General features: G+C 72.4%; 23 protein-coding genes and 1 pseudogene. 11 read left to right on the top strand and 13 right to left on the bottom strand.

Going from position 1 to position 26,743, the window contains the following annotated elements; genetic code table 11:
• Positions 1 to 53 precede the first annotated feature (53 nt).
• Positions 54 to 1,025: pseudogene (locus ACFU5O_RS24200) on the bottom strand (DMT family transporter); the annotation flags it as partial.
• Here ACFU5O_RS24200 and ACFU5O_RS24205 point away from each other — a divergent pair.
• On the top strand, positions 950 to 2,452 hold the full coding sequence (locus ACFU5O_RS24205) for a PLP-dependent aminotransferase family protein (RefSeq protein ID WP_384243811.1): 1,503 nt from the start codon (positions 950 to 952) through the stop codon (positions 2,450 to 2,452). The pseudogene ACFU5O_RS24200 and the gene ACFU5O_RS24205 sit on opposite strands and share 76 nt — an antisense overlap.
• On the opposite strand, the gene ACFU5O_RS24210 is transcribed toward ACFU5O_RS24205, so the two are convergent.
• Positions 2,401 to 2,829 (bottom strand): VOC family protein, encoded by a 429-nt coding sequence (locus tag ACFU5O_RS24210; RefSeq protein WP_384243813.1) that lies wholly within the window; start codon positions 2,827 to 2,829, stop codon positions 2,401 to 2,403. The two genes, ACFU5O_RS24205 and ACFU5O_RS24210, sit on opposite strands and share 52 nt — an antisense overlap.
• 221 nt (positions 2,830 to 3,050) lie before the next feature.
• Here ACFU5O_RS24210 and ACFU5O_RS24215 point away from each other — a divergent pair, with 221 nt between their 5' ends.
• The 4 genes from ACFU5O_RS24215 (at position 3,051) to ACFU5O_RS24230 (ending at position 10,528) form a co-directional block, all read left to right on the top strand.
• Positions 3,051 to 4,601 carry an alkaline phosphatase D family protein gene (locus tag ACFU5O_RS24215; protein ID WP_384243814.1) on the top strand — a complete coding sequence of 517 codons (1,551 nt, stop codon included), beginning with the start codon at positions 3,051 to 3,053 and terminating at the stop codon, positions 4,599 to 4,601.
• 176 nt (positions 4,602 to 4,777) lie between these two features.
• On the top strand, positions 4,778 to 6,247 hold the full coding sequence (locus tag ACFU5O_RS24220) for an SWIM zinc finger family protein (protein ID WP_384243815.1): 1,470 nt from the start codon (positions 4,778 to 4,780) through the stop codon (positions 6,245 to 6,247).
• Complete coding sequence (locus ACFU5O_RS24225; RefSeq protein WP_384243817.1) at positions 6,244 to 8,982, top strand: DUF6493 family protein; 2,739 nt, start codon at positions 6,244 to 6,246, stop codon at positions 8,980 to 8,982. Before ACFU5O_RS24220 ends, ACFU5O_RS24225 begins: the two co-directional genes overlap by 4 nt.
• Before the next feature lie 76 nt (positions 8,983 to 9,058).
• Complete coding sequence (locus tag ACFU5O_RS24230; RefSeq protein WP_384243818.1) at positions 9,059 to 10,528, top strand: GNAT family N-acetyltransferase; 1,470 nt, start codon at positions 9,059 to 9,061, stop codon at positions 10,526 to 10,528.
• Here ACFU5O_RS24230 and ACFU5O_RS24235 read toward each other — a convergent pair.
• Entirely contained in the window at positions 10,416 to 11,672 is a 1,257-nt protein-coding gene (locus tag ACFU5O_RS24235) for a trans-sulfuration enzyme family protein (protein WP_384243819.1), read from the bottom strand. The genes ACFU5O_RS24230 and ACFU5O_RS24235 overlap by 113 nt on opposite strands.
• A 59-nt stretch (positions 11,673 to 11,731) precedes the next feature.
• Here ACFU5O_RS24235 and ACFU5O_RS24240 point away from each other — a divergent pair, with 59 nt between their 5' ends.
• Together ACFU5O_RS24240 and ACFU5O_RS24245 are read left to right on the top strand one after the other, a co-directional pair.
• Complete coding sequence (locus ACFU5O_RS24240; protein ID WP_384243821.1) at positions 11,732 to 12,241, top strand: Lrp/AsnC family transcriptional regulator; 510 nt, start codon at positions 11,732 to 11,734, stop codon at positions 12,239 to 12,241.
• A gap of 48 nt (positions 12,242 to 12,289) precedes the next feature.
• The gene (locus ACFU5O_RS24245) at positions 12,290 to 13,999 is read left to right on the top strand and encodes a DUF885 domain-containing protein (RefSeq protein ID WP_384243822.1); all 1,710 of its coding nucleotides are present in this window, start codon (positions 12,290 to 12,292) and stop codon (positions 13,997 to 13,999) included.
• 123 nt (positions 14,000 to 14,122) lie between these two features.
• Here ACFU5O_RS24245 and ACFU5O_RS24250 read toward each other — a convergent pair whose 3' ends face one another.
• The gene (locus ACFU5O_RS24250) at positions 14,123 to 14,605 is read right to left on the bottom strand and encodes a rhodanese-like domain-containing protein (protein ID WP_384243823.1); all 483 of its coding nucleotides are present in this window, start codon (positions 14,603 to 14,605) and stop codon (positions 14,123 to 14,125) included.
• A gap of 94 nt (positions 14,606 to 14,699) precedes the next feature.
• Here ACFU5O_RS24250 and ACFU5O_RS24255 point away from each other — a divergent pair, with 94 nt between their 5' ends.
• A complete protein-coding gene (locus ACFU5O_RS24255; RefSeq protein WP_384243825.1) occupies positions 14,700 to 15,146 on the top strand; it encodes an Lrp/AsnC family transcriptional regulator in 447 nt (148 codons plus the stop codon).
• On the opposite strand, the gene ACFU5O_RS24260 is transcribed toward ACFU5O_RS24255, so the two are convergent.
• The 3 genes from ACFU5O_RS24260 to ACFU5O_RS24270 all read right to left on the bottom strand — a co-directional run bounded on the left by ACFU5O_RS24260 (position 15,136) and on the right by ACFU5O_RS24270 (position 20,198).
• The gene (locus ACFU5O_RS24260) at positions 15,136 to 18,234 is read right to left on the bottom strand and encodes an AAA family ATPase (protein ID WP_384243826.1); all 3,099 of its coding nucleotides are present in this window, start codon (positions 18,232 to 18,234) and stop codon (positions 15,136 to 15,138) included. The two genes, ACFU5O_RS24255 and ACFU5O_RS24260, sit on opposite strands and share 11 nt — an antisense overlap.
• Complete coding sequence (locus tag ACFU5O_RS24265; protein ID WP_384243828.1) at positions 18,231 to 19,397, bottom strand: exonuclease SbcCD subunit D; 1,167 nt, start codon at positions 19,395 to 19,397, stop codon at positions 18,231 to 18,233. Before ACFU5O_RS24265 ends, ACFU5O_RS24260 begins: the two co-directional genes overlap by 4 nt.
• Before the next feature lie 174 nt (positions 19,398 to 19,571).
• Complete coding sequence (locus ACFU5O_RS24270; protein WP_384243829.1) at positions 19,572 to 20,198, bottom strand: YigZ family protein; 627 nt, start codon at positions 20,196 to 20,198, stop codon at positions 19,572 to 19,574.
• Positions 20,199 to 20,257: 59 nt separating this feature from the next.
• Here ACFU5O_RS24270 and ACFU5O_RS24275 point away from each other — a divergent pair, with 59 nt between their 5' ends.
• Complete coding sequence (locus ACFU5O_RS24275) at positions 20,258 to 20,665, top strand: CoA-binding protein (RefSeq protein WP_384243830.1); 408 nt, start codon at positions 20,258 to 20,260, stop codon at positions 20,663 to 20,665.
• A 247-nt stretch (positions 20,666 to 20,912) separates the two neighbouring features.
• On the opposite strand, the gene ACFU5O_RS24280 is transcribed toward ACFU5O_RS24275, so the two are convergent.
• On the bottom strand, positions 20,913 to 21,485 hold the full coding sequence (locus ACFU5O_RS24280; RefSeq protein ID WP_384243832.1) for a helix-turn-helix domain-containing protein: 573 nt from the start codon (positions 21,483 to 21,485) through the stop codon (positions 20,913 to 20,915).
• Between the two features lie 92 nt (positions 21,486 to 21,577).
• On the opposite strand from ACFU5O_RS24280, the gene ACFU5O_RS24285 reads away from it, so the two are divergent.
• Positions 21,578 to 22,444: an EamA family transporter gene (locus ACFU5O_RS24285; RefSeq protein WP_384243833.1), complete on the top strand. Its 867-nt coding sequence runs from the start codon at positions 21,578 to 21,580 to the stop codon at positions 22,442 to 22,444.
• Between the two features lie 50 nt (positions 22,445 to 22,494).
• On the opposite strand, the gene ACFU5O_RS24290 is transcribed toward ACFU5O_RS24285, so the two are convergent.
• Entirely contained in the window at positions 22,495 to 23,238 is a 744-nt protein-coding gene (locus ACFU5O_RS24290; RefSeq protein ID WP_384243834.1) for an acyltransferase, read from the bottom strand.
• A gap of 217 nt (positions 23,239 to 23,455) precedes the next feature.
• On the opposite strand from ACFU5O_RS24290, the gene ACFU5O_RS24295 reads away from it, so the two are divergent.
• Positions 23,456 to 24,685 (top strand): aromatic acid exporter family protein, encoded by a 1,230-nt coding sequence (locus tag ACFU5O_RS24295; RefSeq protein WP_384243835.1) that lies wholly within the window; start codon positions 23,456 to 23,458, stop codon positions 24,683 to 24,685.
• Between the two features lie 228 nt (positions 24,686 to 24,913).
• On the opposite strand, the gene ACFU5O_RS24300 is transcribed toward ACFU5O_RS24295, so the two are convergent.
• The 4 genes from ACFU5O_RS24300 to ACFU5O_RS24315 all read right to left on the bottom strand — a co-directional run bounded on the left by ACFU5O_RS24300 (position 24,914) and on the right by ACFU5O_RS24315 (position 26,645).
• Positions 24,914 to 25,087 carry a CsbD family protein gene (locus tag ACFU5O_RS24300; RefSeq protein WP_384243836.1) on the bottom strand — a complete coding sequence of 58 codons (174 nt, stop codon included), beginning with the start codon at positions 25,085 to 25,087 and terminating at the stop codon, positions 24,914 to 24,916.
• 91 nt (positions 25,088 to 25,178) lie between these two features.
• Positions 25,179 to 25,334, bottom strand: coding sequence for a hypothetical protein (locus tag ACFU5O_RS24305; protein WP_384243837.1), 156 nt, complete (start codon positions 25,332 to 25,334; stop codon positions 25,179 to 25,181).
• Positions 25,335 to 25,402: 68 nt separating this feature from the next.
• Positions 25,403 to 25,939 carry a gamma carbonic anhydrase family protein gene (locus ACFU5O_RS24310; protein ID WP_384243838.1) on the bottom strand — a complete coding sequence of 179 codons (537 nt, stop codon included), beginning with the start codon at positions 25,937 to 25,939 and terminating at the stop codon, positions 25,403 to 25,405.
• A 10-nt stretch (positions 25,940 to 25,949) separates the two neighbouring features.
• On the bottom strand, positions 25,950 to 26,645 hold the full coding sequence (locus ACFU5O_RS24315; RefSeq protein WP_384243840.1) for a DedA family protein: 696 nt from the start codon (positions 26,643 to 26,645) through the stop codon (positions 25,950 to 25,952).
• Between the last annotated feature and the right edge of the window lie 98 nt (positions 26,646 to 26,743).

Here is a 26,743-nt window from a genome sequence, read left to right on the forward strand (position 1 = left end):
TCACCGGCGGTCGCCCGGCGCCGGACCGTCGCCCCGGAGCCGAACGCCACTCCGGCGCCGACGAGAACACTGCCCACCGCCTGCGCCGGACCGTACGCACCGGTACCGACGAGCGGGGCGGTGAGGGCGGCGGAGACCGGGATCAAGCCGGAGAAGAGGGTGGCCCGCTCTGCGCCGATCCGCTGCATGCCCATGTACCAGCAGACGAACCCGATCACGGTGACGGCGGCCGCCTGCCACCCCAGAGCCAGCGCCTCCGCGACCGACGGCATCCGTACCGCCGCGCCGCCGTCGAACACCGCCCCGATCGCGGCCGATTCCAACGCGGCGATCCCGCAGACGGCGGTGGAGAGCAGCCCGGGGCCGAGCGGCTTCAGCACGGGTACGGCCAGGACGGCGAAGCCGACCTCGCCGACCAGGGCACCGGCGGACCAGGCGATCCCCGCCGGGTCGGTCCTGCCCCATCCCTGGACCGTGAGGGCACCGGCCGCCACGAGCAGGGCGCCGAACAGCACGGGCCGGACGGGCCGCCGACCGTCGAGCAGCGGGACGACCACCGCGACGACCACGGGTGCACAGCCGACGAACACGCCGGGCACGGCCGGTTCTGACGAACGCTCGGCCGCCAGGACCGCAAGGTTGAAGCCGACCATCCCGACGGCCGCGAGCAGGGCGAGCCGTACCCACTGGCGGCAGGTCAGGCTCCGCAGCGGCCGCATGCCGCCCCGGCCGAGCAACGGCAGGAGGAGCAGACAGGCGAGTCCGTAGCGGATGGCCTGGCCACCTGCGTACGGGTAGTGACCGAGGACGCTGTTGGCGGTGAAGGAGGCACCGACGAGCACACAGGCGAGGGCCGCGAGCAGCGGCCCGCCCGCGGAGGGCCGTACAGGGGTCGCGTTCATGATCCCGACGCTAGGGAGCACCCCGGTCCGGATTAAGGTCCACTTCCATGACGGCATCGGGGACCAATCCGGATCCGGGCACCGGTTCCGGCAACGACGGCAAGGGTGCGTGGACCGCCGCATGGGAGCTGCTGCTCCCCGCCGCCGCGGCCCCCGCGCGCAGGCGTGGGCGCGCCCTGCAGTCCGCGCTGCGCGACGCCGTCCGTTCCGGACGCCTCACGGCCGGGACACGGCTGCCCTCGAGCCGCGAGCTGGCCGCCGACCTGGGTGTCTCACGCGGACTGGTGACAGAGGCGTACGAACAGCTGGCCGCGGAGGGATATCTGCGCAGCGGCCGGGGAGCGGGGACCTGGGTGAGCCATGCGGTGAGGGCAGCCGCCGCGCAGAAGGCGCATGACCTCGCTCCAGGCGCGCCGGGGGCCACGGTCGACTTCCGCGCGGGCACCCCGGACCTCGCGCTGTTCCCGCGCGCCGCGTGGGCCGCCGCCCATCGGTCCGTACTCGGCAGGATGCCGCACCAGGCGCTCGGCTATCCCGACCCGCGCGGGCTCCCGGAGCTCCGCACCGCCCTGGCGGGGCTGCTCACGCGGCGGCGGGGCGTGGTCGCCGACCCCGAGCGGCTGGTGGTGTGCTCGGGGGTGGCGCAGGCCCTGACACTGATCGCGTACGTCCTGCGTGATCGCGGGCGGCTGAGGGTCGGTGTGGAGGATCCCGGCAGCCCTGAGCACGAGGCGCTGTTCGCCGCGGCGGGGCTCACGACGGTGCCCCTGCCGCTGGACGGTGAAGGGATGGCGACGGGGCCCCTGGAGGCATCGGGAGTACGGCTCGCGGTCACGACACCGGCGCATCAGTTCCCGTCCGGCATCGCCTGTGGGCCGGCCCGTCGTTCGCAGCTGCTCGACTGGGCGCGGACGGTGGACGGTTACCTGGTGGAGGACGACTACGACGGTGACTTCCGCTACGACCGCGCCCCGGTCGGCGCGCTCCAGGGTCTCGATCCGGAGCGTGTCGTCTACACGGGCTCGGTGAGCAAGTCGCTGGCCCCTGGCCTGCGCCTCGGCTGGCTGGTCGCACCCGAGGCGCTGACCGAGGAGATCGTGGCCCGCAAACGGACGATGGACCTCGGCAACCCGGTGCTCGACCAGGCTCTGCTGGCCGACTTCGTGAAGAGCGGCGCCTACGACCGTCAGCTTCGCAAGTGCCTGCGCGCCTACCGCGAGCGCCGTGACGTGCTCGTCGCGGCGCTGAAGGCGCACTTCCCGGGCACCGGGATCAGCGGAATCGCCGCCGGACTGCACGTCATCGCGCGGCTGCCGGGCCGCTACGGACCCGAGCCGCGCTTCCTGGAACGGGCGGCGCGTGCCGGGGTGGTGCTGCGTCCGCTGGCGGACTACGGCACGGCACGCGTGGAGGACGACGGCGTGCGGCTGGTTCTCGGTTACGCGCATCTGTCCCCGGCGCGGATCGAGGGCGGGGTGCGGCTCCTTGCCGGGGCCGTTCAGGACTCCGGGGAGTTGGACCAGCCCCGTACGCACAGGACCAGTCGATAGCCGTCGGGATCCTCGACGGTGACGCCCCATTCGTTCCAGTAGGGGTTGGGGGACGGGACGCGCTTCCCGCCGTGCTCCTCCAGCCGTGCCACCAGCTCCTCCGGAACCTGTCCGTCCAGATAGATCACGAGCAGGTCCTCCTCCGTCGGGCGGGGCTCGACGGGTGCCGCGGCGTCGTGGACCAGTTCGAGGTGCCAGTCGGCGTCGGGCAGGCCGACCATCAGCAGTGCGTGCTCCCCGGGCTCGCCCGCCTCGTCGGTGGCGTCATGCCGCCAGACGACACTCAGCCCGAGACCGTTCCGCCAGAAACGCTCGGCGGCCCGGAGGTCGCGGGAGGGCCGGGCGACACGGATGTGGGCGCGGGCGCTGAGCTGCATGTGGGGTTTCCCTTTCGTCGTCCCCTCGACCTTATGCGCGTCAAGATCACGGCGTCGATCGGCCGTAGGTCCCCTGTCCTCGGTCTTCGGCCTTCGGTCCTCGGGCCTCGGTCCCGGAAGGCGTGCGCCCGGTTGTTCATGTGCGGTTCGTGTGCCCGCCGTCGTGGGGCACTAGGCATGGGCACGGCAACCCTCCCCGTCCCTTCCCCGGAGGTCTTCCGATGTCGTACAACCGCCGTGCCGTGCTGCGCGGTTCGCTCGCCGCGTCCGCGGCGCTCACGCTCGGGGCCGCCGCCCCCGCCCAGGCCCTGCGCGGCAGGCCGGGCGCCGCCTGGGGCGTTCAGACGGGCGATGTCACCTCGTCGTCCGGGCTGGTGTGGGTACGGTCCGACCGGCCGGCCCGGATGATCGTGGAGACCTCCGCGACGGAGTCGTTCCGCCGTGCCCACAGATGGCACGGTCCGCTGCTCGGCCCGGGTACGGACTTCACCGGGACGACCCCGCTGCGCGGGCTTCCCGCGGGCGAGCAGATCCACTACCGGGTGACGCTCGCCGATCCCGACGACCCGCGCCGTACCGGCGAGCCGGTGTACGGGACGTTCCGTACCGCGTCGGCGGGCCGCGGGCGGGGGGTGCGCTTTCTGTGGTCGGGCGACATCGCGGGGCAGGGCTGGGGCATCAACCCTGACATCGGCGGCTTCCGGGCGTACGAGGAGATGCGGCGGCTCGACCCGGACTTCTTCCTGTGCAGCGGGGACACGGTGTACGCGGACGGGCCGATCGCCCCGAGTGTGACGCTGCCCGACGGGCGGGTGTGGCGCAACATCACCACCGAGGAGAAGTCGAAGGTCGCGGAGACTCTCGCCGAGTACCGCGGGAACTTCCGCTACAACCTGCTGGACGCGAACGTCCGCAGATTCAACGCGCAGGTGCCGGCCGTCGTGCAGTGGGACGACCACGAGGTGCGCAACAACTGGTATCCGGGGCAGATCCTCGACGACGCGCGCTACACCGAGAAGGACGTGGACGTACTGGCCGGACGGGCGCTGCGCGCGTTCAGCGAGTACTTCCCCGTGCCGACGCTGCCGGTGGGCCGCCGCGAGGGCAGGATGCACCGGGTGGTGCGCCGCGGGCCGCTCCTGGACGTGTTCGTGCTCGACATGCGCTCGTACCGCAATGCCAACTCCCCCGGCCGGCAGGCCGATGACACGACCGGCATCCTGGGCGCGGAGCAGCTGGCCTGGCTGAAGCGGGAGCTGTCGCGGTCGCGTGCGGTGTGGAAGGTGATCGCCTCCGACATGCCGCTCGGGCTCGTCGTCGCGGACGGCGCCACGAACTTCGAGGCGGTCGCCCAGGGCGATCCGGGAGCTCCGCTCGGACGCGAGCTGCAGATCGCGGAGCTGCTGCGGTTCATCAAGCACCGGCGGATCACGGGCACGCTGTGGCTGACGGCGGACGTCCACTACACATCGGCGCAGCACTATGCGCCGGAGCGGGCGGCGTTCAAGGACTTCGCCCCCTTCTGGGAGTTCGTGTCGGGGCCGCTGGCGGCCGGCGGCTTTCCGGCGAACGCGCTGGACGGGACGTTCGGGCCCGAGCGGGTCTTCGTACGGGCCCCGGAGCGCCCCAATGTGTCCCCCATGGAGTCGCCGCAGTACTTCGGTGAGGTCGACATCGACGGCGGGAGCGGCGAGTTGACGGTGCGACTGCGCGCCGAAGGCGGGACGGTGCTGTTCAGCAAGGTGCTTCAGCCGGGGCGGCTCGGTCAGTAACGCGCCGGCCCACCCGCACCTGGCTGGTGCCGGCCGCCCGGGGACGCGCGGTCCACCGGCGCCGTCTCGACGCCCTGGGCGATCGCGGGGGGACACGCGCGGTCTCCGGGTCGTCGGCCGGTCCGGACGTGGATCGGCGAACGGCGTTGTCAGTGGTGGGTCCTACGGTCCTTCACATGACGCGATCCGTACAGGCATTCGCCTATTCCCGGCCGTCCGCCCTCGAGTCCGCAGGGGGCGGCCGGCTGCTCGGCCTGGAGACCGCCGGTGGGCTGACACCGGCCGGCGCCGAGGCCCATCCCCGGTTCTTCTCCGGTTTTCTGACCTCGCCGCTGACCGCGGCCCGGGGGCTGCTCGCCGTCGCCGACGTGGCAGCCGCGCGCTACCACCAGCGCGAGCTGCGCGCCTCGCTCGACCCCGTGGTGACGGGCAACGGCGACCGTTTGCGCTTCGAGGCGTTCTCCGGATGCTGCGGGGTGTACGCACGTCTCGATGTGCTCAAGGAGGGGCTCGACGGCGCCGCGACCGGCCACGGAACCACGAATGTCGACGTCAACAACCCACTGCGGGAGGCACTTTCGAGGCTCGCCGGGGACGATCCGCTGCATCTGCGGGTCGGCCCTGACGAGCTCGCCGTGACCACGCTGGACGGGCCCGTCGTGGAGAAGAAGGTGCCGCTCCCGGACCGCTGGCTGCGCGGGTTCGCGGAGGCGCAGGTGGTCTGCGCCGGATTCGATCTGCGGGCCGAGCTGACGGCCGCCGAGGCCGTGCGGTTCCTGCGTGCGCTGCCGCGCTCGTCCGGGAGCGCGTCACGGGGTGCGATGTGGGTCGTGCCCGCGGGCAGGACCCTCCGGCCGACGACCCGTCCGGTTCCCGGCGCCATATGTCTTCCGGGGCCCGAGCGGCTGGCCGCGCTCCAGCGGGTGCTGCGTCAGGCAACGGGACTTCGGGTGTACGGTCCCCCGGCGACGGGCGGCGCCGCCACGGCGAGCGCCTGGGAGGTGACGCTGCCGGGCATGCGGCTGACGCTCACGCTGTCGCCCGAGGCGGCCCGCGGGTTCTCGGGCGAGGGCGGGGTGCTGGAGGCACTGGCCACGGACGAGGCGGCGGAGGACGCGGAGCTGATCTCGGTGCTGCTGGCGTGGGAGCCCACGATCGATCCGGCCGACCTCGCCGGGCAGTCGGGGCTCACGGTGGCGCGGGTCCGTGCCGCGCTCACGCGGCTCGGCACCGCGGGCCGCGTGGGGTACGACATCGCGGACGCGGCGTACTTCCACCGGGAACTTCCGTACGACGCGGACCGCGCGGAGCGGCACAACCCGCGCCTGGTCGCCGCCCGGGCCCTGGTCGCGCACGGAGCGGTGCGGGTCGAGGGGGACGGCGCGACGGCGACCGTCGCATCGGGCGAGCGGCACTACCGGGTACGGGACACGCGCGGGGCGCTGAGCTGCACCTGCCAGTGGTGGGCCGACTACCGGGGAAGCCGGGGACCGTGCAAGCACGCGCTTGCCGTCCTGATGACGAAACGCGGCATGACCGGGCACGGCGAGGCAGGGAGAGCCGCGACGGAGAGCGTTGCGATGGAGAGCGGCCCGACGGAGAGCGGTGGGACGCGTGGCGCGTCCGCCCGGGGAGGTGCGCGATGAAGGAGCTCCTCGACGCGGTACGGGCGGGCCGGGAGGACGCAGTAGCGGGCCTGGTGAAGCCGATGTCATCGACCGAACGCCGGGCGGCGGCGGCCGAGTTGAAGGAGCTGCGCCGGGAGGTGCGCGGCTGGGGCGGGGACCGCTGGCACGAGCAGCGCGCCGTCCGGCGCGCGCTGCTCGTCGCCGGAGCCGGTTGCCATACGGGCGCGGCCGGTGCCGCGGCCTGGATCGGGGCCCGGGAGCTCCGCGACTGGAGCCCCCTGCCCGGCACGGTCCTGCTCGACCTGCTCGCCGACCGGGATCCGGCGTGGCTGGGCGATCTCGCGCACCGGCTCGCGGGCCGAGCCGCCACGGCGGCGGAGGACTACGCCTTCGTCGCGGAGCTGGTGCGTATCGCGCAGTGCCCCGTTCCGACGACCGACGCCTTCGTCCACGGCTGGGCGCAGTCCCTGATCTCGGCCCGGCCTTCGCACGCCTCCCGCGCCACACTCCCCCTCGCGCTCCGCAACGACCCGCATGTACGTGAGCTGGTACCGCGACTGTTCGAGACGGTGGAGCCGGCCCCCGCGCTCTCCTGGTACGCCGACCCTCAGGCCCCGACCCACTGGCCTTCGGCCCTGGCGGGTCTGGCGGAGGACGGAGTGCTGGACCGTTCGGTGCTCGTCGACGGCTGCGTGGCCCGGCTCCTGCGAGGGGGACGGACGGGACAGCTGCGGTTCTTCCTGGTTCTGCTCAACCGGCTCGCGCTGACGCCGGCCGAGGAGCGGAGGCGGACGGCGGACTGGACCGCGATGGCGGCCGACGGGCCCTCGCCCCTCGCCGGTCACGCCCAGAGCGTCCTCGCGCGGATGGCCACGGCCGGTGAGCTGCCGGCAGCACAGCTGGCGGAGATGTCCGGTGCGGTGCTTTTCCGTCCCGAGAAGAAGCTCGTCAAGGCGCAGCTGGTGCTGATCGGCAAGGTGCTGCGGCGCGACCCGGCAGCTGCGAAGGAGCTTCTGCCGGTGGTGGCGGAGGTGTTCGGCCACGAGGACACCGACGTCCAGAAGCGGGCGCTGAGCCTGGTGGCCCGGCACATCGGTGCCGGAGGGGACAGCCGGGGCGGCCACGAAGCCCTTCGCTCAGAACTGGCCGGCTCCGCCGGCTTGTTGAGCCCGATGCACCGGGACCGCGCGGCCGAGGTGTTCGGCGAGGACCGGGTGGCGACGGCGACGGACGTGTCCGTGCCGTACGAGGAGACCCTCCCGCCGGTGCCGCTCCCCGTTCCGGCGGCACCCGCGCCGGACACGGTCGCCGAGACCGCCGAACTGGTGGCGGCGCTGATCGGGTCGCGCTCCTCGACGGTGCCCGAGTTCGAGCGGGCCCTGGACGCTCTGGTGCGGCATGCCCATCGGGACCGGGCGGCGCTGGCCGGGGCGCTGCGCCCCGCGCTCGCCGACCGCTGGTGGCTCGCGCCCGGATCCGGCCGAGCGGACGCCGGCGATCTCCATGGCATGGAGATCGTCGCGGCCGCCGTGCTGGACCGGGTCGGGGCGGCGGGGGTGCCCGGCAGTCGCTCACGCGCGGGCGCTCACGTGCACTGCGCCCACGAGGCGCTGGACGGTGTTCTGGACGCCCGGCTGCGCGAAGCGGCGTACCACATCCGGACCCGGCCCCTGCCGTTCCTCCTTGCCACCCCTTCCTGGGAGAGCGGCACACTGGAGGCGGACGCGCTGATCGAAGGGCTGCGCGGGTATCAACGTCAGTGCGCCGATCCCGCACCTGCCGACTTCGCACAGGCGTTGCTGCGGGTACGCCGTGACACGGCCGCCGCGGCGGCGGCCGCAGCCCTCGGTACCCGGGAGGGCGACCGGCTCGCCGCGTGGCTCACCTCCGACGGCGATGCGGCGACACGCCCACTGCGCCGCGTGGAGGACCCGCCCGAGGACGTGTCGCGGCTCCACTGGTGGGAGCGGGACCGGGCGGCCGTGCGGCGCATCGTGCTGGAGAGCGGGGAACGGCCCGTCATCCGGCGCGACTTCCCCCACGAGTTCCATCGCCTCAGCCGCCCACTCGGGCGCTCGCGCTGTTACCACTGGACCTCGACGGACACGCACTGGCCGGCGGTCCTCCCCGAGGACCGGGAAACCCTGGCCGTCTGGCTGCTTCCCGAGGTGGCAGCCTGTGCGACGGCCGAAGAGCGGGGAAACGCGGCGCTGTTGCCCCGGCTCGCCGAGTCGGGCGGCCCCGTGGGTGAGGCCATGCATCTCGCGCTGGCGTACGGACTCGCGGCTCGTCACGCGGAGGACCGGCTCTCGGCGGTGGACGCGCTGCTCGTCCTCGCCGCCCGCGGGGAGCTGGACGGCGGACGGCTGGGGCACGATGTCGCCGAACTGGTCCGCCTCGGCACCGTCAAACCCAACCGGATCGCGGACGCGGTCCGTACGGCAGCCGCGACCGGTGCGTACGCCACGACCTGGTCGGTGCTCAGGGCGGCGCTGCCGGGTCTGCTGGACGCCGGTGGCCCGCCGCGCGGTACGGGCGAGATACTGTCGGTGGGCGCCGACTGCCTGGAGCGGTGCGGGGAGAGCGTGCCGCCGGCGACGGAGCCGGACGGTTCTCCGGAGCTCCCCGGCCTTGCGGAACTCGCCGCACGAGGCGGGTCGTCCCAGCTGGTCACCCAGGCGCAGCGGCTGCTGAACGCCCCACGCCAGAGCCGTGATCAGCACAGGACGCAAATTGACGAAAACAGTCGATAACCCGCCAGAATCATGCTTAACCAGTCAGTCACAAAGCGTTCGTGATCACGCAACACCACTCCGTCACAGTGTTGGCATGACTGAAGTGACTTCTGCGAAGCGCGCCCGCCGTCAGCACCACTGGCGGCGGGACCTCGTCGAGCTGGCCGCCCTGTTCACCGCCGTCGCCGTCGCCGACGCGGTGGCGAACATGATCGCCCACGGCCCCGACGGCCCCTATCTGCTCGTTGCCTCCGCCGTCGCGCTCATCGCCACGGCCGCGTTCCACACATGGTGGGCACGCCACCACGGCCATGCACCACCGACCGCCGATACCGGCGGTCCCGGAGCCTCGGGTTCCGGGACCGCCCGCGTGACCGGTACGAGCGATGCTCCGCGCGGCACCGACGAGTCCGGGCCGCTGCGCGAAACGGCCCTGTGGCGGATGCGCACGACCGTACGCGACGAGCCCGGCAGCCTCGCCGCCCTGTGCACCGCACTCGCCCACGACCACGTGGACATCCTCACGCTCCAGACCCATCCGCTGGCGCAGGGAACGGTCGACGAGTTCCTGCTCCGCGCACCCGCCGCACTCCAGGCACAGCAGATCACCAGGGTGGTCGCCGCCGCGGGCGGCAGCAGCACCTGGATCGAGCGTGCCGACGCCCACGATCTGGTCGACACCCCGACACGGCTGCTCGGCCTCGCCACCCGCACCGCGCTGGACGCGGCCGAACTTCCCCTCGCACTGCGACAGTTGCTCGGCCGCTGCACCATCCACTCGCTGCCTGCGCTCACCCTCGGAGGCCGGCCCGCCGGTGATCCCGTGCCCGTCGAAGGCGTGCTCGACGAGACCGTGATCCGGCTGCGCGATCCGAACGGCGGCACGATCACGATCGAGCGGCCGTATCTGCCGTTCACACCCACCGAGTTCGCCCGTGCTCGCGCCCTCGTCGAGCTCGACGCCCGGCTCGGCCCGCGCATTCCGCGCAGCCAGGACGTGCTGACCCTCCCCGAGGGCAACGAGATCACCGTCCGCCGCGCCGACCGGAGCGACGTTCCGGCCGCACGTGCGATGCACGACCGATGCTCCGCACGCACCCTGGGCCTGCGCTACCACGGGCCGGTCGGCGACGCGGACCGCTATCTGAACCATCTGCTCAGCCCCCGCTTCGGCCGCACCCTGGCGGTCGAAACGGCCTCCGGCCGGCTCGCCGCCCTCGGCCATCTGCTCTGGGACGGCGACGAGACCGAGGTCGCCCTCCTCGTGGAGGACGACTGGCAGCGCCGCGGCATCGGCTCCGAACTGCTGGGCCGGCTCGTCGCGATGGCCGTCGAGGCCGGATGCGAGAGCGTGTACGCCGTGACGCAGTCATCCAACACCGGCATGGTCGCGGCCATGCGCGGACTCGGTCTCCCGCTCGACTACCAGATCGAGGAGGGCACGCTGGTGATCACCGCGCGGCTGGGCGCGGCTCCCGTACCGTCCCGGCTTCCGCACGAGGTGCCGGAAGTCCTCCCGCGTGAGCTGCCTCGGCTCCCGCACGGGCGGGCAGAGCTGGGGTAGCGCTCAGGGCCTCGCACAGATCCGCCCACAGATCCTCGACGTCCTCGAGACCGACCGACATACGCAGCAGCCGGTCGCTGACGCCTGCGGCACGCCGGTCTCCTTCGGCCACGATGCGGTGGCTGATGGAGGCCGGGTGCTGGATCAGCGAGTCGACGCTGCCGAGGCTCACCGCGGGCGTGATCAGCCGGACGCCGGCGATCACGTCACGCGGCTCGCCGTACACCTCGAAGGAGACCATCGCGCCGCCCACCTCCGGGTAGTGGACCCGGGCCACCCGCGGGTCGGCGGCGAGCCGCCTGGCCAGATCGGCGGCGGTCACCGAGGCCGCCCGTATCCGCACGGGAAGCGTGGACAGCCCCCGCAGCAGCAGGTATCCGGCCATCGGATGGAGCACCCCGCCGGTGGCGAACCGCACCTGCCGCAGGGCGGCGGCGAACTCCTCGTCGCAGGCGACGACCCCGCCCATCACATCGCCGTGGCCGCCCAGGTACTTGGTCGCGCTGTGCAGCACGATCCGGGCACCGTGCTCGACGGGCCGCTGCAGGACGGGGGTGGCGAAGGTGTTGTCCACCAGCAGCGGAACCGAGCCGCAGGAGTGGGCGAGCGCCTTGATGTCGGTCTCGGCGAGCGTCGGGTTGGCGGGCGTCTCGACCATCACCAGTCCGGTGTCCGGGCGGATCGCGGCCGCGACGCCCGCCGGGTCGGTCCAGGTCACCTCGGTGCCGAGCAGTCCGCCGTCGAGCAGATGGTCACTGCATCCGTACAGCGGCCGGACGGCGACCACGTGACGCAGCCCCATGGCGGCCCTGACCAGCAGGACCGCGGTCAGGGCCGCCATTCCGCTGGCGAAGGCCACCGCGTCGGCCGCCCCTTCGAGCCGGGCCAGTGCGGTCTCGAACCGGGCCGTGGTGGGGTTGTCCAGCCGGGCGTACACCGGCGGGCCGTCCAGTCGGCCACCCGTCTGCGCGAACGCGTCGATCCGCGCCGCCTCGGCTGCCACGTCGTGCGAGGGATAGGTGGTGGACAGGTCGATCGGTGCGGCGTGCAGACCGAGCGACACGAGATCTTCGCGTCCGGCGTGCACGGCTTCGGTGGCGAGCGCCCTGGTGGGGGTGGGGGCGGTCGAGGCGGCGTAGTCCATGGCCGCACTGTGAACAGTTACCCGGGAGTAGCGCGATAGCTCCGTGTTACGTTCGGGCCATGGCTGAATCCGTCGTGCTGGACCCGGTCGATCTGCACATACTGCGCGTTCTGCAGAACGACGCCCGGACCACCTACCGTGAGGTGGCCGCCGAGGTCGGTGTCGCGCCATCGACCTGTCTGGACCGGGTGGCCCGATTGCGACGCAGCGGCGTGATCCTCGGCCATCAGCTCCGAATCGATCCGGCCAAACTCGGCAGAGGGCTTGAAGCTCTCCTCTCCGTTCAGGTGCGCCCCCACCGGCGCGATCTGATCGGCCCCTTCGTCGAGCGGATCCGGGCGCTGCCGGAGTCACGTGCGCTCTTCCATCTCACGGGGCCCGACGACTACCTGGTGCATGTGGCCGTGGCTGACACGGCGGATCTCCAGCGGCTGGTGCTCGACGAATTCACATCGCGGCCCGAAGTCGCCCGCGTGGAGACCCGGTTGATCTTTCAGCAATGGGACTGCGGGCCGCTGCTTCCGGCGGTTCCGGAGACCTCCGGGCAGGCACGCTTGTCAGCCGACTGAGATCGAATGATGGTGACGGACGTCCCTCGCTCGTACCAGGATGAGCACATGCCAGAGACACCGAGCAGCGCGCTGCCACGCCAGGTCGCCGACTCATACGTCGACGCACTCATCGACCTCGATCCGATCACCGGTACCTACCTGGGAGTCCCGGAGAGCGCGGGCCGCCTCCCCGACTTCTCCCCGGCCGGCCAGGAGGCCGTGGCCGCACTTGCCCGCGCGACGCTCGCCCGGCTCGACAAGGCGGAGCGCGTGCCCGGTGCCGACACCGACGCCGAGCGGCGCTGCGGGCGTCTGCTGCGCGAGCGGCTCCTGGCCGAACTGGCCGTGCACGAGGCCGATGAGGGGCTGCGCACGGTCAGCAACCTGCGCTCCCCCGCGCACTCGGTGCGCAATGCGTTCACGGTGATGCCGACCGGCTCGAAGGCGGACTGGGCCGCGATCGCCGAACGTCTGCGGGCCGTGCCCGACGCGCTGGAGGGCTACAGGTCCTCCCTGGCCCTCGGTCTCGAGCGCAAGCTGCCGGCGGGTCCGCGGGCCACGGCGGCCTTCATCGGCCAGCTGGACGAGTGGTCGGGGCCGGCCGCGGCGGACGGTGCGGACACGGACGGACGCAGCTGGTTCGAGCAGTTCGTCGCGCCCGGCCCGGACGAGCTGCGCCCCGAGCTGGACAGCGCCGCACGCGCGGCCACCGCGGCGGTCACCGCCCTGCGCGACTGGATGCGCGACGTCTACGCCCCCGCGGTGGAGTCCGCTCCCGACACGGTGGGCCGCGAACGATATGCCCGCTGGGCCCGTTTCTTCCTCGGCACCGACCTCGACCCGGAGGAGGCGTACGCCTACGGCTGGGCCGAGTACCACCGGCTGCTGGGCGAGATGAAGGCCGAGGCCGACAAGATCCTCCCCGGCTCGGACCCCTGGGAGGCGCTCGCCCACCTCGATGAGCACGGCACCCATATCGAGGGCGTCGAAGAGGTCCGTGTCTGGCTGCAGAACCTCATGGACGAGGCGATCGCGGCCCTCGACGGCACCCACTTCGAACTCGCCGAGCGGGTACGGAAGGTGGATTCCCGTATCGCCCCGGCGGGCAGCGCCGCCGCGCCGTACTACACGGGTCCGTCCGAGGACTTCTCACGGCCCGGCCAGACCTGGCTGCCGACCATGGGCGAGACGCGCTTCCCGGTCTACGACCTGGTCTCCACCTGGTACCACGAGGGCGTGCCCGGCCACCATCTGCAGATCGCGCAGTGGGCGCACGTCGCCGACCAGCTCTCCCGGTACCAGGCGACCGTCGGCGGCGTCAGCGCGAACGCCGAGGGCTGGGCACTGTACGCGGAGCGCCTCATGGACGAACTCGGTTTCCTGCCCGACGCGGAGCGCCGGCTCGGCTATCTCGACGCGCAGATGATGCGGGCCTGCCGGGTCATCGTCGACATCGGCATGCACCTCGAGCTGGAGATCCCGGCCGACTCCCCCTTCCACCCGGGTGAGCGGTGGACGCCGGAGCTGGCGCAGGAGTTCTTCGGCCGCCACAGCGGCCGGCCCGCGGAGTTCGTCGAGAGCGAGCTGACCCGCTACCTGTCCATGCCTGCCCAGGCGATCGGGTACAAGCTCGGCGAGCGCGCATGGCTGCGGGGCCGGGCGAGCGCCCGCGCGGCACACGGCGATGCCTTCGACGCCAAGGCCTGGCACATGGCGGCTCTCTCCCAGGGACCGCTGGGGCTCGACGACCTGGTCGAGGAGATCTCGAAGCTCTGACGCCTGGCCGAGGGCGTCCTGGGACCCGGCCGCGCGGGATTCACGCCGGCCGGGCGGCGCCCCGTGCGCCGGCTGCCACGGAGCGCACGGCCGGAGACCGGGCCGGGTCTGCCCGGGCAGGCCTCAGCAGCCGCAGTCGTCTGTCCCCGTCGGCGCGGTCAGCGGGTCGGCGGTACGGCGCTCCTCGCCCTGCCATGTCTCGTACGCGAAGCCCTCCCGCACCCAGTACTCGAACCCGCCGAGCATCTCCTTGACCTGGTAGCCGAGTTCGGCGAGAGCGCGGGCCGCACGGGCGGCGCCGTTGCAGCCGGGGCCCCAGCAGTAGGTGACGACGGGCACGGACCTGTCGAGCAGCCGCTCCGCCTGCTCCGGTACGAGCGCGGTGGGCAGATGGACCGCGCCGGGGATGTGGCCCTGGTCCCAGGACTCGGTGGAGCGGGAGTCGAGGACCACGATTCCGGGATCGCCGTCGGCGGCGAGGGCGGCGGCCACATCGGACACATCGGTGTGGAAGGCCAGGGAGGCGGAGAAGTAGGCGGCGGCAGCGGCCGGGGAGGCCGGGGCGACGCGCAGGACGGGGTTCGCGGCGGTTCGGGTCGTTGTCATGCCCAGGAATCTACGGTCGTTGATCGTTCCCCTGAAGTGCGATTCCCCGGCAGACGTCTTGATCGGGCGTGGAATCCCCTGTTGTCTGTCGGTCATGACGGGATATTCACCGGACGCCACGGACTGGCGCATCCTCGACGCACTCCAGAGCCATGGCCGGGCCAGCTTCGCCGATCTGGCCAGGACGGTCTCGATGTCGCCGAGTGCGGTGACCGAGCGCGTCCGCAGACTGGAGGAGGCGGGAGTGATCTCCGGTTACACCGCGGTGGTGGACCATGAGCGCATCGGGCTGCCCGTCCTCGCGTTCGTGCGCCTGCGCTATCCCAACGGCAACTACAAGCCGTTCCACGATCTGCTGGCGACGACTCCCGAAGTCCTGGAGGCGCACCATGTCACGGGCGACGACTGCTTCGTGCTGAAGGTCGCCGCGCGGTCCATGACCCATCTGGAAGAGGTCTCCGGGCGGATCGGCGCGCTCGGGTCGGTGACGACGAGCGTCGTGTACTCGTCGCCCCTGCCGCGGCGGGCCATCAGCCGCTGAGCGGAGCGGCACGCAGCAGCACCGCCGAGCCGTGCCGCTCCTTGACCACCTCCAGCTGCGCCGGGATCCGGCGGCGCAGATCCGCGACATGGCTGACGATGCCCACGCTGCGATCGCGCTCACGCAGCGAGTCCAGGACGTCCAGCACCTCGTCGAGGGTCTGGTCGTCGAGACTGCCGAAGCCCTCGTCGATGAAGAGGGTGTCCAGACGGATGCCACCGGCCTCGTCGGTCACGATGTCGGCGAGGCCGAGCGCGAGGGCGAGCGAGGCGAAGAACGTCTCTCCCCCGGAAAGCGTCGCGGTGTCGCGCTCCCGGCCGGTCCAGGCGTCGACCACGTGCAGGCCGAGTCCGGCACGCCTGCCGCCGGCGCGCGCGTCCGAGTGGACGAGGGTGTAGCGGCCCCCGGACATGCGGTGCAGACGGACGGTGGCGGCGGCCGCGACCTGCTCCAGACGGGCCGCCAGTACGTACGACTCCAGACGCATCCTGCGTCCGTTGTCGGCGGAGGTGCCCGCGGTGAGACCGGCGAGCCGGGCCACCCGGTCGTACTCCTCCCGGAGCGGTCCGAGGCGGCGTACCTCGGCGACCGCCTCGCGGGAGAGCCGGTCGAGCTCGGCGCAGCGGTCGCGGGCGGCGGCGAACGCGGATGCGGCGTCGCGCAGCGCACGCTCGGCAGCGTCGTGCCGCTGCTGCGCCGCGTAGGGATCCGCGGGAGCGCGCCCGGCCGCGGCCAGGGCCTCCGGCTCTGCGAGCCGGTCGGCGACGGCGGCGGCCTCGCGCTGCCAGGCGTCGAGCCGGTGCTGAAGGTCCCGCTGCTCGGCGTCGCCCAGCAGCGCGGCGGCGGCTTCGGCGGGTGTGCCGTACCCGGCCCGGAACGCGGCGTCGGCAAGCCGGTCGTCTGCCGCCTTCAGCCGCTGAGCCGTGTCGTCGGCCGCCCGTACCGCTTCTGCGGCGGCGGCGAGCAGCCCGACCCGTCGCTCCAGCAGCGCGGCCCGCTCCGCGACGCTGCCCACCGAGCCGGTCGCGCGTCGCACCTCGGCGTCGAGCGCGGCCTGTTCCCGGTCGAGCATCTCCCGGCGGGACGTCCGTGCGGCAGCGCGCCGCTCCGCGTCCTGCCGTGCGGCGAGCCTCTCCTCGTACTCCCGCTCTGCCCGGTCCAGCGCCTCTCGTGCGGCGTGCATGCCGGCCGCGAGCGCATGCGACTCACCGTGCTCGCGCTCGAGCCGGTCGACGACGTCGGACAGTTCCCGTACGCCGGGGCCGGCTTCTTCGTGCCGCGCGCCGGGATCGCCGGCACCGGCGAGAGCGGCGGTCGTACCGGCCGGGGAGCCGGGACCGTCGGGCGGCAGCTCGCGAGCCTGCTTCCTCGCCTGGGTGAACGACTCGGTGACGACCGCGAGTTCGCGCTCGGCGTCGGCCCGGGCCGTGTCCGCCCGGCTGTAGGCGTCGTAGGCCGCGTCCTCGCGGGTGCGGTCGACGTGGTCCTGGCCGACGCCGGCGGGGGCGGGGTGGTCGGGGGATCCGCAGACTGTGCAGGGCTCGCCCGGGGTCAGGGTGGAGGCCAGTTCGGCGGCGATGCCCCGGAGGCGACGCTCCTTGAGGTCGAGCCAGGATTCGCGGGCGGCGTTCGCATGGTCGCGGGCGGCCCGGAGCGCGTCCTCGATCTCCGCGGCGCGCCCGGCGAGTTCGTCGCGCCGCCGGGCCGCGGCCACGCGGCGCCGGGCCGCTTCGAGGCGTCCCGCCAGATGTTCGGCGCGGGTCGCCGCGTCCCTGGCGGCCTCGATACGGTCCTGGAGCCCGCGGCGTGCGCTGTCCCAGCCCGCCAGCCAGGAGTACGCGTCGTGGAGGAGCTCCTCGTCCGCGCGGGCCTGGCGGTCCAGGTCCGCGCGCTCGCGGGCGAGTTCGGAGCTGCGCTGTTCCGCCCGTCGCGCCGCGCCCAGACCGCCGAGCTCCTGCCGGAGTTCACGCTCCCGCGCGGAGAGCTGCTCCCCGCTCACGTCCATGAGCGACGACGGCAGAGAGGCCCTGGCCCGCGCCCACGCCGCGTCCGCCGTCCGGTGGTCCCGCTCGGCCTCGTCGCGCAACCGCAGTGCCGGGCCGACGAGTTCGGCCTTGCGTGCCTGCTCCAGGCGCGCCTGGACGCGGTCGCGCCCGGAACGGCCGGCCTCGAGCTCGTCGGAGCGCCGCAGCGCCTCCCCGTGGCGCTGCTGGAGTCCCGCCAGCTCCCGTTCCTCGTCGAGCGCGCGCCGGGCCGCCGCCTGCCGGCTCTCCGCCGCGAGCAGCGCGTATTCGCGGATGTCGCGGGATTCCCGCGCGCCCGCGCGGGCCACGGCGGCCCATTCGAGGACGGCGCCCGCGAGCCCCGGGTCCCCGGGGCGGCCACCGGGGACGGTCCGGTCCCGCACCGCACTGCCCGCCGCCTGCAGCATCCGGTGGACGACGGCGAGCAGCTTCTCGTCGCCCTCGCGCACCTGCTGCTCCGCGCCGCGCCGGAGTTCCGCGAGCCGCTCCTCGACCGCCGCGAACCGCCGTGTGTCGAAGAGCCGGCCGAGCAGCTTGCCCCGTGCCTCCGCGTCGGCCCGCAGGAACCGTGCGAAGTCTCCCTGCGGCAGCAGCACGACCTGGCAGAACTGTTCTCGGCTCATCCCGACGAGTTGGGTGATCTCCTCGCCGATCTCCTGGTGGGAACGGCTGAGAGCCTTCCACTCGCCGCGCCCGGGATCGAACTCACGCAGCAGGCTCGTCGCCTTCTCCGTGGTGAATCCGCTGCCCTTCTTCTTGGGGCGCGGTTGCGCGGGACGCCGGGTGATCTCCAGCCGCCGTCCGGCGACGGTGAGTTCGAGGATCACCTCGGTGTACGTCGCGGGCGCCGCGTGGTCACTGCGCAGCGACGCGCCGGGGCTCTGCCGGGCGCCGGGGACCGCCCCGTACAGCGCGTAGCAGACGGCGTCGAGGACCGAGGTCTTGCCCGCGCCGGTCGGGCCGTGCAGCAGGAACAGCCCGGCGGCGCACAGCGCGTCGAAGTCGACGTCCTGCCGGTCTCCGAAGGGCCCGAAGCCCGTCATGCCCAGTCGGTGCAGCCTCATCCGGCCACCTCACGCACGGCCGCGTCCACCCGCACGGCGTCGAAGGCGCCGCGCAGCACCGCCCGTTCAAGCTCGTCGGGGCCGGCCCCGGCCCGCACATGCGCCACGAAGTCCTCCGCGATCTGGTGGTCGTCGCGGTCACGCAGCCGCTCCGCGTACGAGGCCTCAGGGTCCTCCTCGGCCCGGTCCGGGGCGAAGACCAGGGTGAGCGTGTGCGGGAAGCGCTCGCTGAGCCGGGCCATGGGGTCGGAGGGGCGCACGGGATCGGTGAGGGTCGCCTCGACCCAGGACTCCTCGTGGCGCTCCAGTTCGGGGTCCTCCAGCAGTTCTTCGATCCGCCCGTGGATGCGGGCGAGGGGCCGGGGCACCGGGCAGTCCAGCCGTTCCGCCTCGATCTCCCCGGCAGGCCCGATGTCGACGAGCCACATGCTCTTGCGGTGGTCGGTCTCCGAGAAGGAGTACGCGAGGGGTGAACCCGAGTACCGCACACGGTCGCTGACGGTCTGGCAGCCGTGCAGATGCCCCAGCGCGGCGTAGTCGACACCGTCGAAGATCCCGGCGGGGACGGCGGCGACCCCGCCGACGGTGATGTCCCGCTCGCTGTCGCTGGGCAGGCCGCCGACCACGAAGGCGTGCGCGAGGACGACGGACCGGGTGCCGGGGTCCCGCTCCGACATGTCGGCCCTGACACGTTCCATCGCGGCGCCCAGCACGGCCTCGTGCCCGGCCGCAGAGGCCCGCAACTCGTCCCGCACCAGGGCCGGTTCCAGATAGGGCAGTCCGTAGAAGGCGACGTCCCCGTGGGCGTCGGTGAGGACGACGGGGGATCCGCAGCCCGCCGGGTCGGTACGCAGATGGATTCCGGCGCGGTCGATCAGGCCGGCGCCCACGCCGAGGCGGCGGGCCGAGTCGTGGTTCCCGGAGATCATGACCGTCGGCACCCCGGCATCCGCGAGCCGGTGCAGCACCCGGTCGAACAGCTCCACGGCGGCCAGGGGCGGCACCGCCCGGTCGTACACATCCCCTGCGACGAGTACGGCGTCCACCTCGCGATCGACAGCCGTGGCCACCAGGTGGTCGAGAAACGCGGCCTGGGCGTCGAGCAGGCTCACCCGGTGGAACGACCTCCCCAGATGCCAGTCCGACGTGTGCAGAATCCTCAAGAGCCTGCTCCGACCTGCATGTTTCCCCTTCTCCGCCCCAGATCCGGCACCAGGCCGGCGCGGGACCCCACCATCGGCACCGACCACGCTAGCGCCGGTCGGCATCTGATCCCTCAGGAACCTCGTGGTTCCCCCGTGCATCCGGGCCCGGCGACGCCAGGCCATCGGCGAGCGTCAGACGTCCCCGTACGCCTCCGCGCCGAGCTCGAGTCCGGCCGTTCCGGCGGTCGTGTCCGCGAGCCATGCCCGGAAGGCCTCGACATCGGCGTCCGGCAGCCCGACCTCGATCGCCACGGCCTCGCCGTACCGCACGTCCCGCACCGCACGTCCGGTCGAGCGCAGATCGTTCTCCAGCTTGCCCGCCCGCTGATGGTCGACGGTGACCGTGGCGAGCCGAAAGCGCTGCCGGGTGAGGGTGCCGAGTGCGTCCAGGGCCTCGCCGACCGCGCCTCCGTACGCGCGGATCAGCCCGCCCGCGCCGAGCTTGACGCCGCCGTAGTAGCGGGTGACGACAGCGACGACGTAGCGGACCTCACGACGCATCAGCATCTGCAGCATCGGCACTCCCGCCGTGCCGCCCGGTTCGCCGTCGTCGCTCGCCTTCTGGACCGACGCGTCGGCGCCGATGACGTACGCGAAGCAGTTGTGGGTCGCGGTCGGGTGCTCCTTGCGGACGCGTGCGACGAAGTCCTGCGCCTCCTGCTCGGTCGCGGCGGGCGCGAGCGCGCAGATGAAGCGCGATCGGTTGATCTCGGTCTCGTGCACGCCCTCACGGGCGACCGTCCTGTACTGCTCCTGCATCCGGCCAGCCTATGCGGCGGCACGGGAATGGTCCGCGCGGGCCGTCCGTTGAGCCGGGCATGTACGCAGACGCAGAAACGATCCGGAAGATCCTCACGGAGACCGGTGACACCTGGGCCGTGGTCGGCCTGTCGAACAACGAGTCCCGCGCGGCCCATGGAGTCGCCAGGGTTCTCCAGAAGTACGGCAAGCGCATCGTGCCCGTACATCCGAAGGCCGAGACGGTGCACGGCGAGCAGGGCTACGCCTCGCTCGGTGAGATCCCGTTTCCCGTCGACGTCGTGGACGTGTTCGTCAACAGCGAGCTCGCCGGGTCCGTCGCGGACGAGGCCGTCGCCAAGGGCGCGAAGGCGGTCTGGTTCCAGCTCGGGGTCATCGACGAGGACGCGTACGACAGGACCCGGGGCGCCGGGCTCGACATGGTGATGGACCGCTGTCCCGCGATCGAGATCCCGCAGCTCGGCTGACACACGCCGGGACGCGGACGGCCGCCCGCGGGACCGTGCCGCGGCCGTCCCACCCCAAGGCCCGCCGGCAGCGGCGCTCCCGCAGTCGGCGAACACTCCGCCCGGCACGATCGGCTTGCCGCGTCGGCGCCCGCCGCCGATCAGCACCCACTCCGTGTCGACAACGCGGAGTCGACGAGCAGCAGTCGAAGGGTGCGCGGGTACGTGCCACGCCGACACCCGGCCGGACGGGCCCCGGCCGGGTGTCTCAGCGGGCGGGCGGCACGGCGATGGCCATGGTCATCTCCACCGTCCCTGCGCCCTCGTTGCGGTAGATGTGCGGCACGTTCGCCTCGAAGGTCGCCGAGGTGCCGGCGGGTACGGCGTGCGGCTTCCCGTCGACGACGAGGGTGAGCTCGCCCTTGGTGACATGGAGAAGCTCGACCGTGCCCTCGGGGTGCGGGTCCGAGGGGCTCTCGTCGCCGGGCATGAGCGTCCATCCCCACATCTCGAGTGGACCACGGGCATCGGCGCCGATCAGCAGGGTGGTGGAGCTGCCCGCGGGGGTGGACCACATGCGGACCGCCTGCTCCTGCGGGACCAGGCGCACCTGCGGGCCCTGCTCGTAGTCGAGGAGCGTCGTGATGTTGACACCGAGGGCGTCGGCGAGCTTCACCGTCGTGCCGACGCTCGGATTGGTGCGGGCCTGCTCGATCTGGATGATCATGCCGCGGCTGACGCCGGAGCGGGCCGCGAGCGCGTCGAGCGTGAATCCCCGTTCGGCTCGCCAGCGCTTGAGGTTACGGGCGAGCGACTGCGTGAGCTGGTCGAGGTCCGACACGTTCCGTCCAATATTCTGAATGATAGAGTTCAATGAACTGAACTACGGTGGGATGCACCCCATCGTTCATCAAACTGTACTGCGAGGCCCCCATGACCGTGCTGTTCGCCCTGGCCACCAGCCTGCTGTGGGGTCTGGCCGACTTCGGGGGCGGCCTGCTCACCCGGCGCATCCCCGCACTCACGGTGGTCGTGGCGTCCCAGTCGGTCGCGGTGGTCGTGCTGGGAGCCGTCGTGGTGGCGACCGGCGGCCTCTCCGAGACCGGCCCCCGGCTCTGGTACGCGGTGGCGGCCGGCGTGGTCGGCCCCGTCGCGATGCTCAGCTTCTACAAGGCGCTGGCCCTCGGCCCGATGGGAGTCGTGTCGCCGCTCGGCTCCCTCGGCGTGGTCGTCCCCGTCTCCGTGGGGCTGCTGCTGGGCGACCGGCCGGGACTGCTGCAGTTCGCGGGCATCGGCGTGGCCGTCGCCGGAGTCCTGCTCGCCGGCGGGCCCGAGCTGCGCGGCGCACCCGTGCAGCGGCAGGCGATCCTGCTGACGCTGCTCGCGGCCTTCGGCTTCGGATCCGTCATGGCGCTGATCGCCGAGGCGTCGACCACCCTCACCGGGCTGTTCCTCGCGCTGTTCGTACAGCGGGTCACCAATGTGGCGGTGGGCGGCGCGGCGCTGTTCGTGTCCGTGCGGCGGGGCGGGCGCGCGCTGCCGGAACAGGGCGGCCTTCGGGCCGTCGGGGTCGCGCTGCCCGCGCTCGCCTTCGTCGGCCTCGCGGACGTGGCGGCCAACGGCACCTACTCGATCGCCGCCCAGAACGGCCCGGTGACCGTCGCCGCGGTGCTCGCCTCGCTCTACCCGGTGGTGACGGCGCTGGCCGCGCGAGGCGTCCTCAAGGAGCGGCTGCGGGCCGTGCAGGCCGCCGGAGCAGGACTCGCCCTGGTCGGCACCGTGCTGCTGGCGAGCGGCTGATCAGCTTTCGCCTTCGTCCGGCCGGGCAGCCTTGGCCATCGTCCGGCTGATCAGCTTTCGTCCGTCGCCGGCTCGGCGAGGGCGCGGAGGACTTCCGGAGTGACGCCCTCGGGAATCGGCACCGGCGCGGGCGTCCGCAGGGGCGGCTGCCAGCCGGAATCGGCGTCCCAGCGGCGTACGACCTTCGCCGGCGCCCCGGCGACCACGGCGTGATCCGGCACCTCGCCGCGTACGACCGCGCCGGCCGCGACCACCACGTTGCGGCCCAGCCGGGCGCCGGGCAGGATCACCGCACCCGTTCCCAGCCAGCAGCCGGGGCCGATCTGGACCGGTTCTGCCCGGGGCCACTGCTTGCCGACCGGCTGATGCGGGTCGTCGTAGCTGTGATTCGTCGAGGTGATGTAGACGTACGGACCGCAGTACGTGTCCGAGCCGATGGTCACCGTCGTGTCGGCGATGACATGACTGCCCCGCCCGAGAACCACCCCGTTGCCCAGGGTCAGGATGGGATCGGGCCCGAGGTCGAGATCCGGCATCATGCCCGCCGTCAGGGTGACCTGCTCAGCGATGATGCAGTGGTCACCGAGCTCGATCCACGCCTCACCGAAAACCGTGCCCTGCGGAAACGCCAGCCGGGTGCCCGCGCCGATGCGACGGAAGCGCAGCGGCCCCGGTGTCTCCGCGGTGACCGCTCCGAGTTCCTGCACCCAGCGCCGGCCACGGTGGACGGCTCCCGCGAGTACACGGCGCCGCCAGGTGGTCAGCGATGAGAACGTGTTTCTGTTCTTCGGCACCCGGACACGTTAGTGGGCGGACACGCCGGTGATCGGATCGGTGAGCTGTGATGTTCGCCCCACGACGGGCGGACGGAAACACCGTCCGCCCAACGTCGCGAGCGCGGCGGGCTCATGACGAGTCAGCAGCGCGATCGCGGGTGAGCGGAATTGCGGGCGGCGGCTCAGACGGCAGTCTGGAGTGGCAGCGCGTACGCGCCCACGGGAAAGGGAGAGGGTGCCGGAAGCCAGCGAACTCCGCGATCTTGTACGACGTCACCGCGAACCGGCCGTCGTCCAGACGGTGCGCTCCACGGCCGCCGCTGTCATCTCGTACGTCGTCGCCCTCCAGCTCAGCAGCGAGCCGGCGCCGCTCACCGCACCGCTGACCGCCCTTCTCGTCGTACAGGTCACCCTGTACTCGACCCTCACCACCGGGATCCGGCGGGTCAACTCGGTCGTCGCCGGTGTGCTCATCGCCATCGGCTTCAGCGCGCTCGTGGGACTGAGCTGGTGGAGTCTCGGGCTGGTGATCCTGGCATCGCTGGTGATCGGCCGGTTCGTCAAGGTCGGCGAGTTCGTGCCGGAGGTGGCGATCAGCGCGATGCTCGTGCTGGGCGTGACCCAGGTGACCGCGACGGCGTGGGACCGGGTCCTGGAGACGCTGATCGGGGCGGTCGTGGGGCTGCTCTTCAACATCCTGTTCGTGCCACCCGTGTGGGTGAGCGACGCGAGCGCGGCGATCAACGATCTCGCCGCCAGGATGCGGAAGCTGCTGGCACACATGTCCGAGCAACTGGCCGAGCACCCGTCGGTGGAACTGGCCGCGGCGCGGCTGCACGAGGCACGGCGCCTCGACCACGACATCGTGCAGGTGGACGCGGCCCTGCGGCAGGCGGAGGACAGCCTGAGGCTCAATCCACGGGTCAAGGAACCGCTGCTTTCCCGGCTGGTCCTGCGCACGGGCCTGGACGCCCTCGAGATCTGCGCGGTGATTCTGCGGGTCATCTGCCGCACGCTCACCGACCTCGCCAAGACACGGACCTCGGGAGCGCTCTTCCCATCGACCCTGACAGCCAACCTCCAGGAGCTCTTCGGGCATCTGTCCGTCGCGATCGGGAGCTTCGCCGTGCTCATCACCACGCAGGTCCAGGCGAACGCGGAGCACGCGGAGCAGCGCCTCTCCGCGGAACTGGCCGCGAGCCGCGAGTGCCGCAACCGGGTCGCCCGGCTCCTGCTGGAGATGGTCCGCCAGGAACCGGAGCACTGGCAGCTCTACGGGGCACTGCTCGCGGAAGCGGACCGGATCCTGGACGAGCTGGACGTGGAGAAGCGCAGCGAGCGACTGATCGAGGAGCTGGACCGGCACTCGCGCGCCCGGCCTGCGGGACGGCAGTGGCTGGACGACGCGAAGCGCCGGGTGCGCCACAGTGTGCGGCGCGGCGGGAGCGAGGGCGAGGGCGGCTGACGGGCGGCGCCTGCGGCGCCGCCGCGGGTGCCGGGCCCATAACGGACGACGGACGACACGCGACAAACGACAGATGACCGATGACAAGTGACAGATGACAGATGACAGATGACAAATGACATCAACTGTCATCGTGCACTCCGAAGCAGGGAGGGCGCCGACGCGGAGGCGGCCGCACCCGTCTGTCACGGATGCGGCCGCCTCGGTCAAGCCGACAGGCCCGGCAGATTACCGTCCGGACTTCTTCATCCGTTCGGCGGCGTCCTGCGTGGCCTCCTGAGCCTTACCCATCATCTGCTCGCCACGGCCTTCGGCCTGCATGGACCGGTCGCCCATGGCCCGGCCGGCGGTCTCCTTGGCCTTGCCCTTGACCTGCTTCGTCTTCGCCTTCGCCTTACCCATGACGGTTGTCCCTTCACTGTGGGGGGTGGACTGGCGTATCCACCTTGCGCCGATCACTCAGGGTCCGCAATCGGTGACGCAAAGCGCATGGTCAGTCGGGTGGCTCGGGCAGCGGGCGGGTACCGGGCTCAGGGTCGGGAGGGGGCTCGTGGTCGGGCTCCGGGGATTCCGGGTCGTGCGGTACGGGGTCGGGCCTGCTGGGCACGGGGCCGGGCCCGTCGGGAGGCGGCTGCGTCGGGTGGGTCATTACTGGACCTTTCAAAGCCTGTACGTCGTCCCCCGTGCGCTCTGGGTACCCCGAACTCCTCCGGTCAATCAGCTGTCGAGCGCCGCCCGGTGCTGCTTCACCAGCTCCAGGTACATGACGGCGTTGAGCTTGATGCCCTCCCGCTCCTCGTCGGTCAGCTCGCGCTTGACCTTGGCGGGAACTCCGGCGACGAGGGAGCCGGGCGGCACCCGCATCCCCTGGGGGACGAGCGCCTGTGCGGCGATGAGGGACCCGGCGCCGATGTGCGCGCCGTTCAGGACGGTCGCACCCATGCCGACGAGGACGTCGTCCTCGACGGTGCAGCCGTGCAGCACGGCGTTGTGCCCGACGGAGACGCGCTCACCGACGGTCACCGGGAAGCCCGGGTCGACGTGCACGGTGCAGTTGTCCTGGATGTTGCTGTCGGCGCCGAGCACGATCGGGCCGCAGTCGGCACGGAGCACGGTGTGGTACCAGACGCTGGCTCCGGGCGCCATCGTGACGTCGCCGATCACGACCGAGGTGGGCGCGGTGAACGCCTCCGGGGCGATCTTGGGCGCTGTCCCGCCCACTCCTGAGATCAGTGCCCGCTCGCGCTCTGCCATCACCTTCTCCTCATCCCTGCTTCGACGCCGCTCCCATGTGCACCGTAGGCGACGCGTCCTCGTCGGTGGCGGCGGGGGCCGCGGTCGTGATCTCGGCCCGCGCGGCTGCCTTCTTGGCGCGGTTCTTGAGGACGAGCATGGAGGTGACGCCGATCAGCACGGCGAGGACGAGACCCAGCCAGGAGAAGCGCTTGAGCCAGGCCTCGGCGACGACGCCGACCGAGTAGATGACGGCGGTCGTGCCGCCCGCCCAGAGGATGCCGCCGAAGACGTTGGCGATGAGGAACTTCCAGTACGGCATGCGCAGAACACCGGCGAGCGGTCCGGCGAAGATCCTCAGCAGGGCGACGAAGCGGCCGAAGAAGACGGCCCACATGCCCCACTTCTCGAAGGAGCGCTCGGCCATCGCGATATTGGCCTCGCTGAAGTGTTTGGGGAACTTCCCGCCGCACCATGCGAGCAGCGGGCGGCCGCCCTTGCGCCCGATGGCGTAGCCGATCGAGTCTCCGATGATCGCGCCGGCGGTGGCGCAGCTGCCGAGCACCCAGGGGTTGATGTCCCCGTGCTGGGAGGCGAGGAGCGCGGAACTGACGAGGACGATCTCGCCGGGCAGCGGGATGCCGAGGCTTTCGAGTCCGATGACCACCCCCACCAGGATGTAGATGCTGACCGCGGGGACGGTCTCGAGCCACTCCTGGACGTGCAAAGCCGGTTCCTCCCGTTGGTCGTCGGCCCTCGCCCATGGTCGTGGGGCGCGGCCGTGTCGTCGGGCCTGGCTGCCCGGGCGTTCCGGCCGGTGCGAAG

This window comes from Streptomyces sp. NPDC057445, assembly GCF_042802855.1.
Taxonomy (GTDB): domain Bacteria; phylum Actinomycetota; class Actinomycetes; order Streptomycetales; family Streptomycetaceae; genus Streptomyces.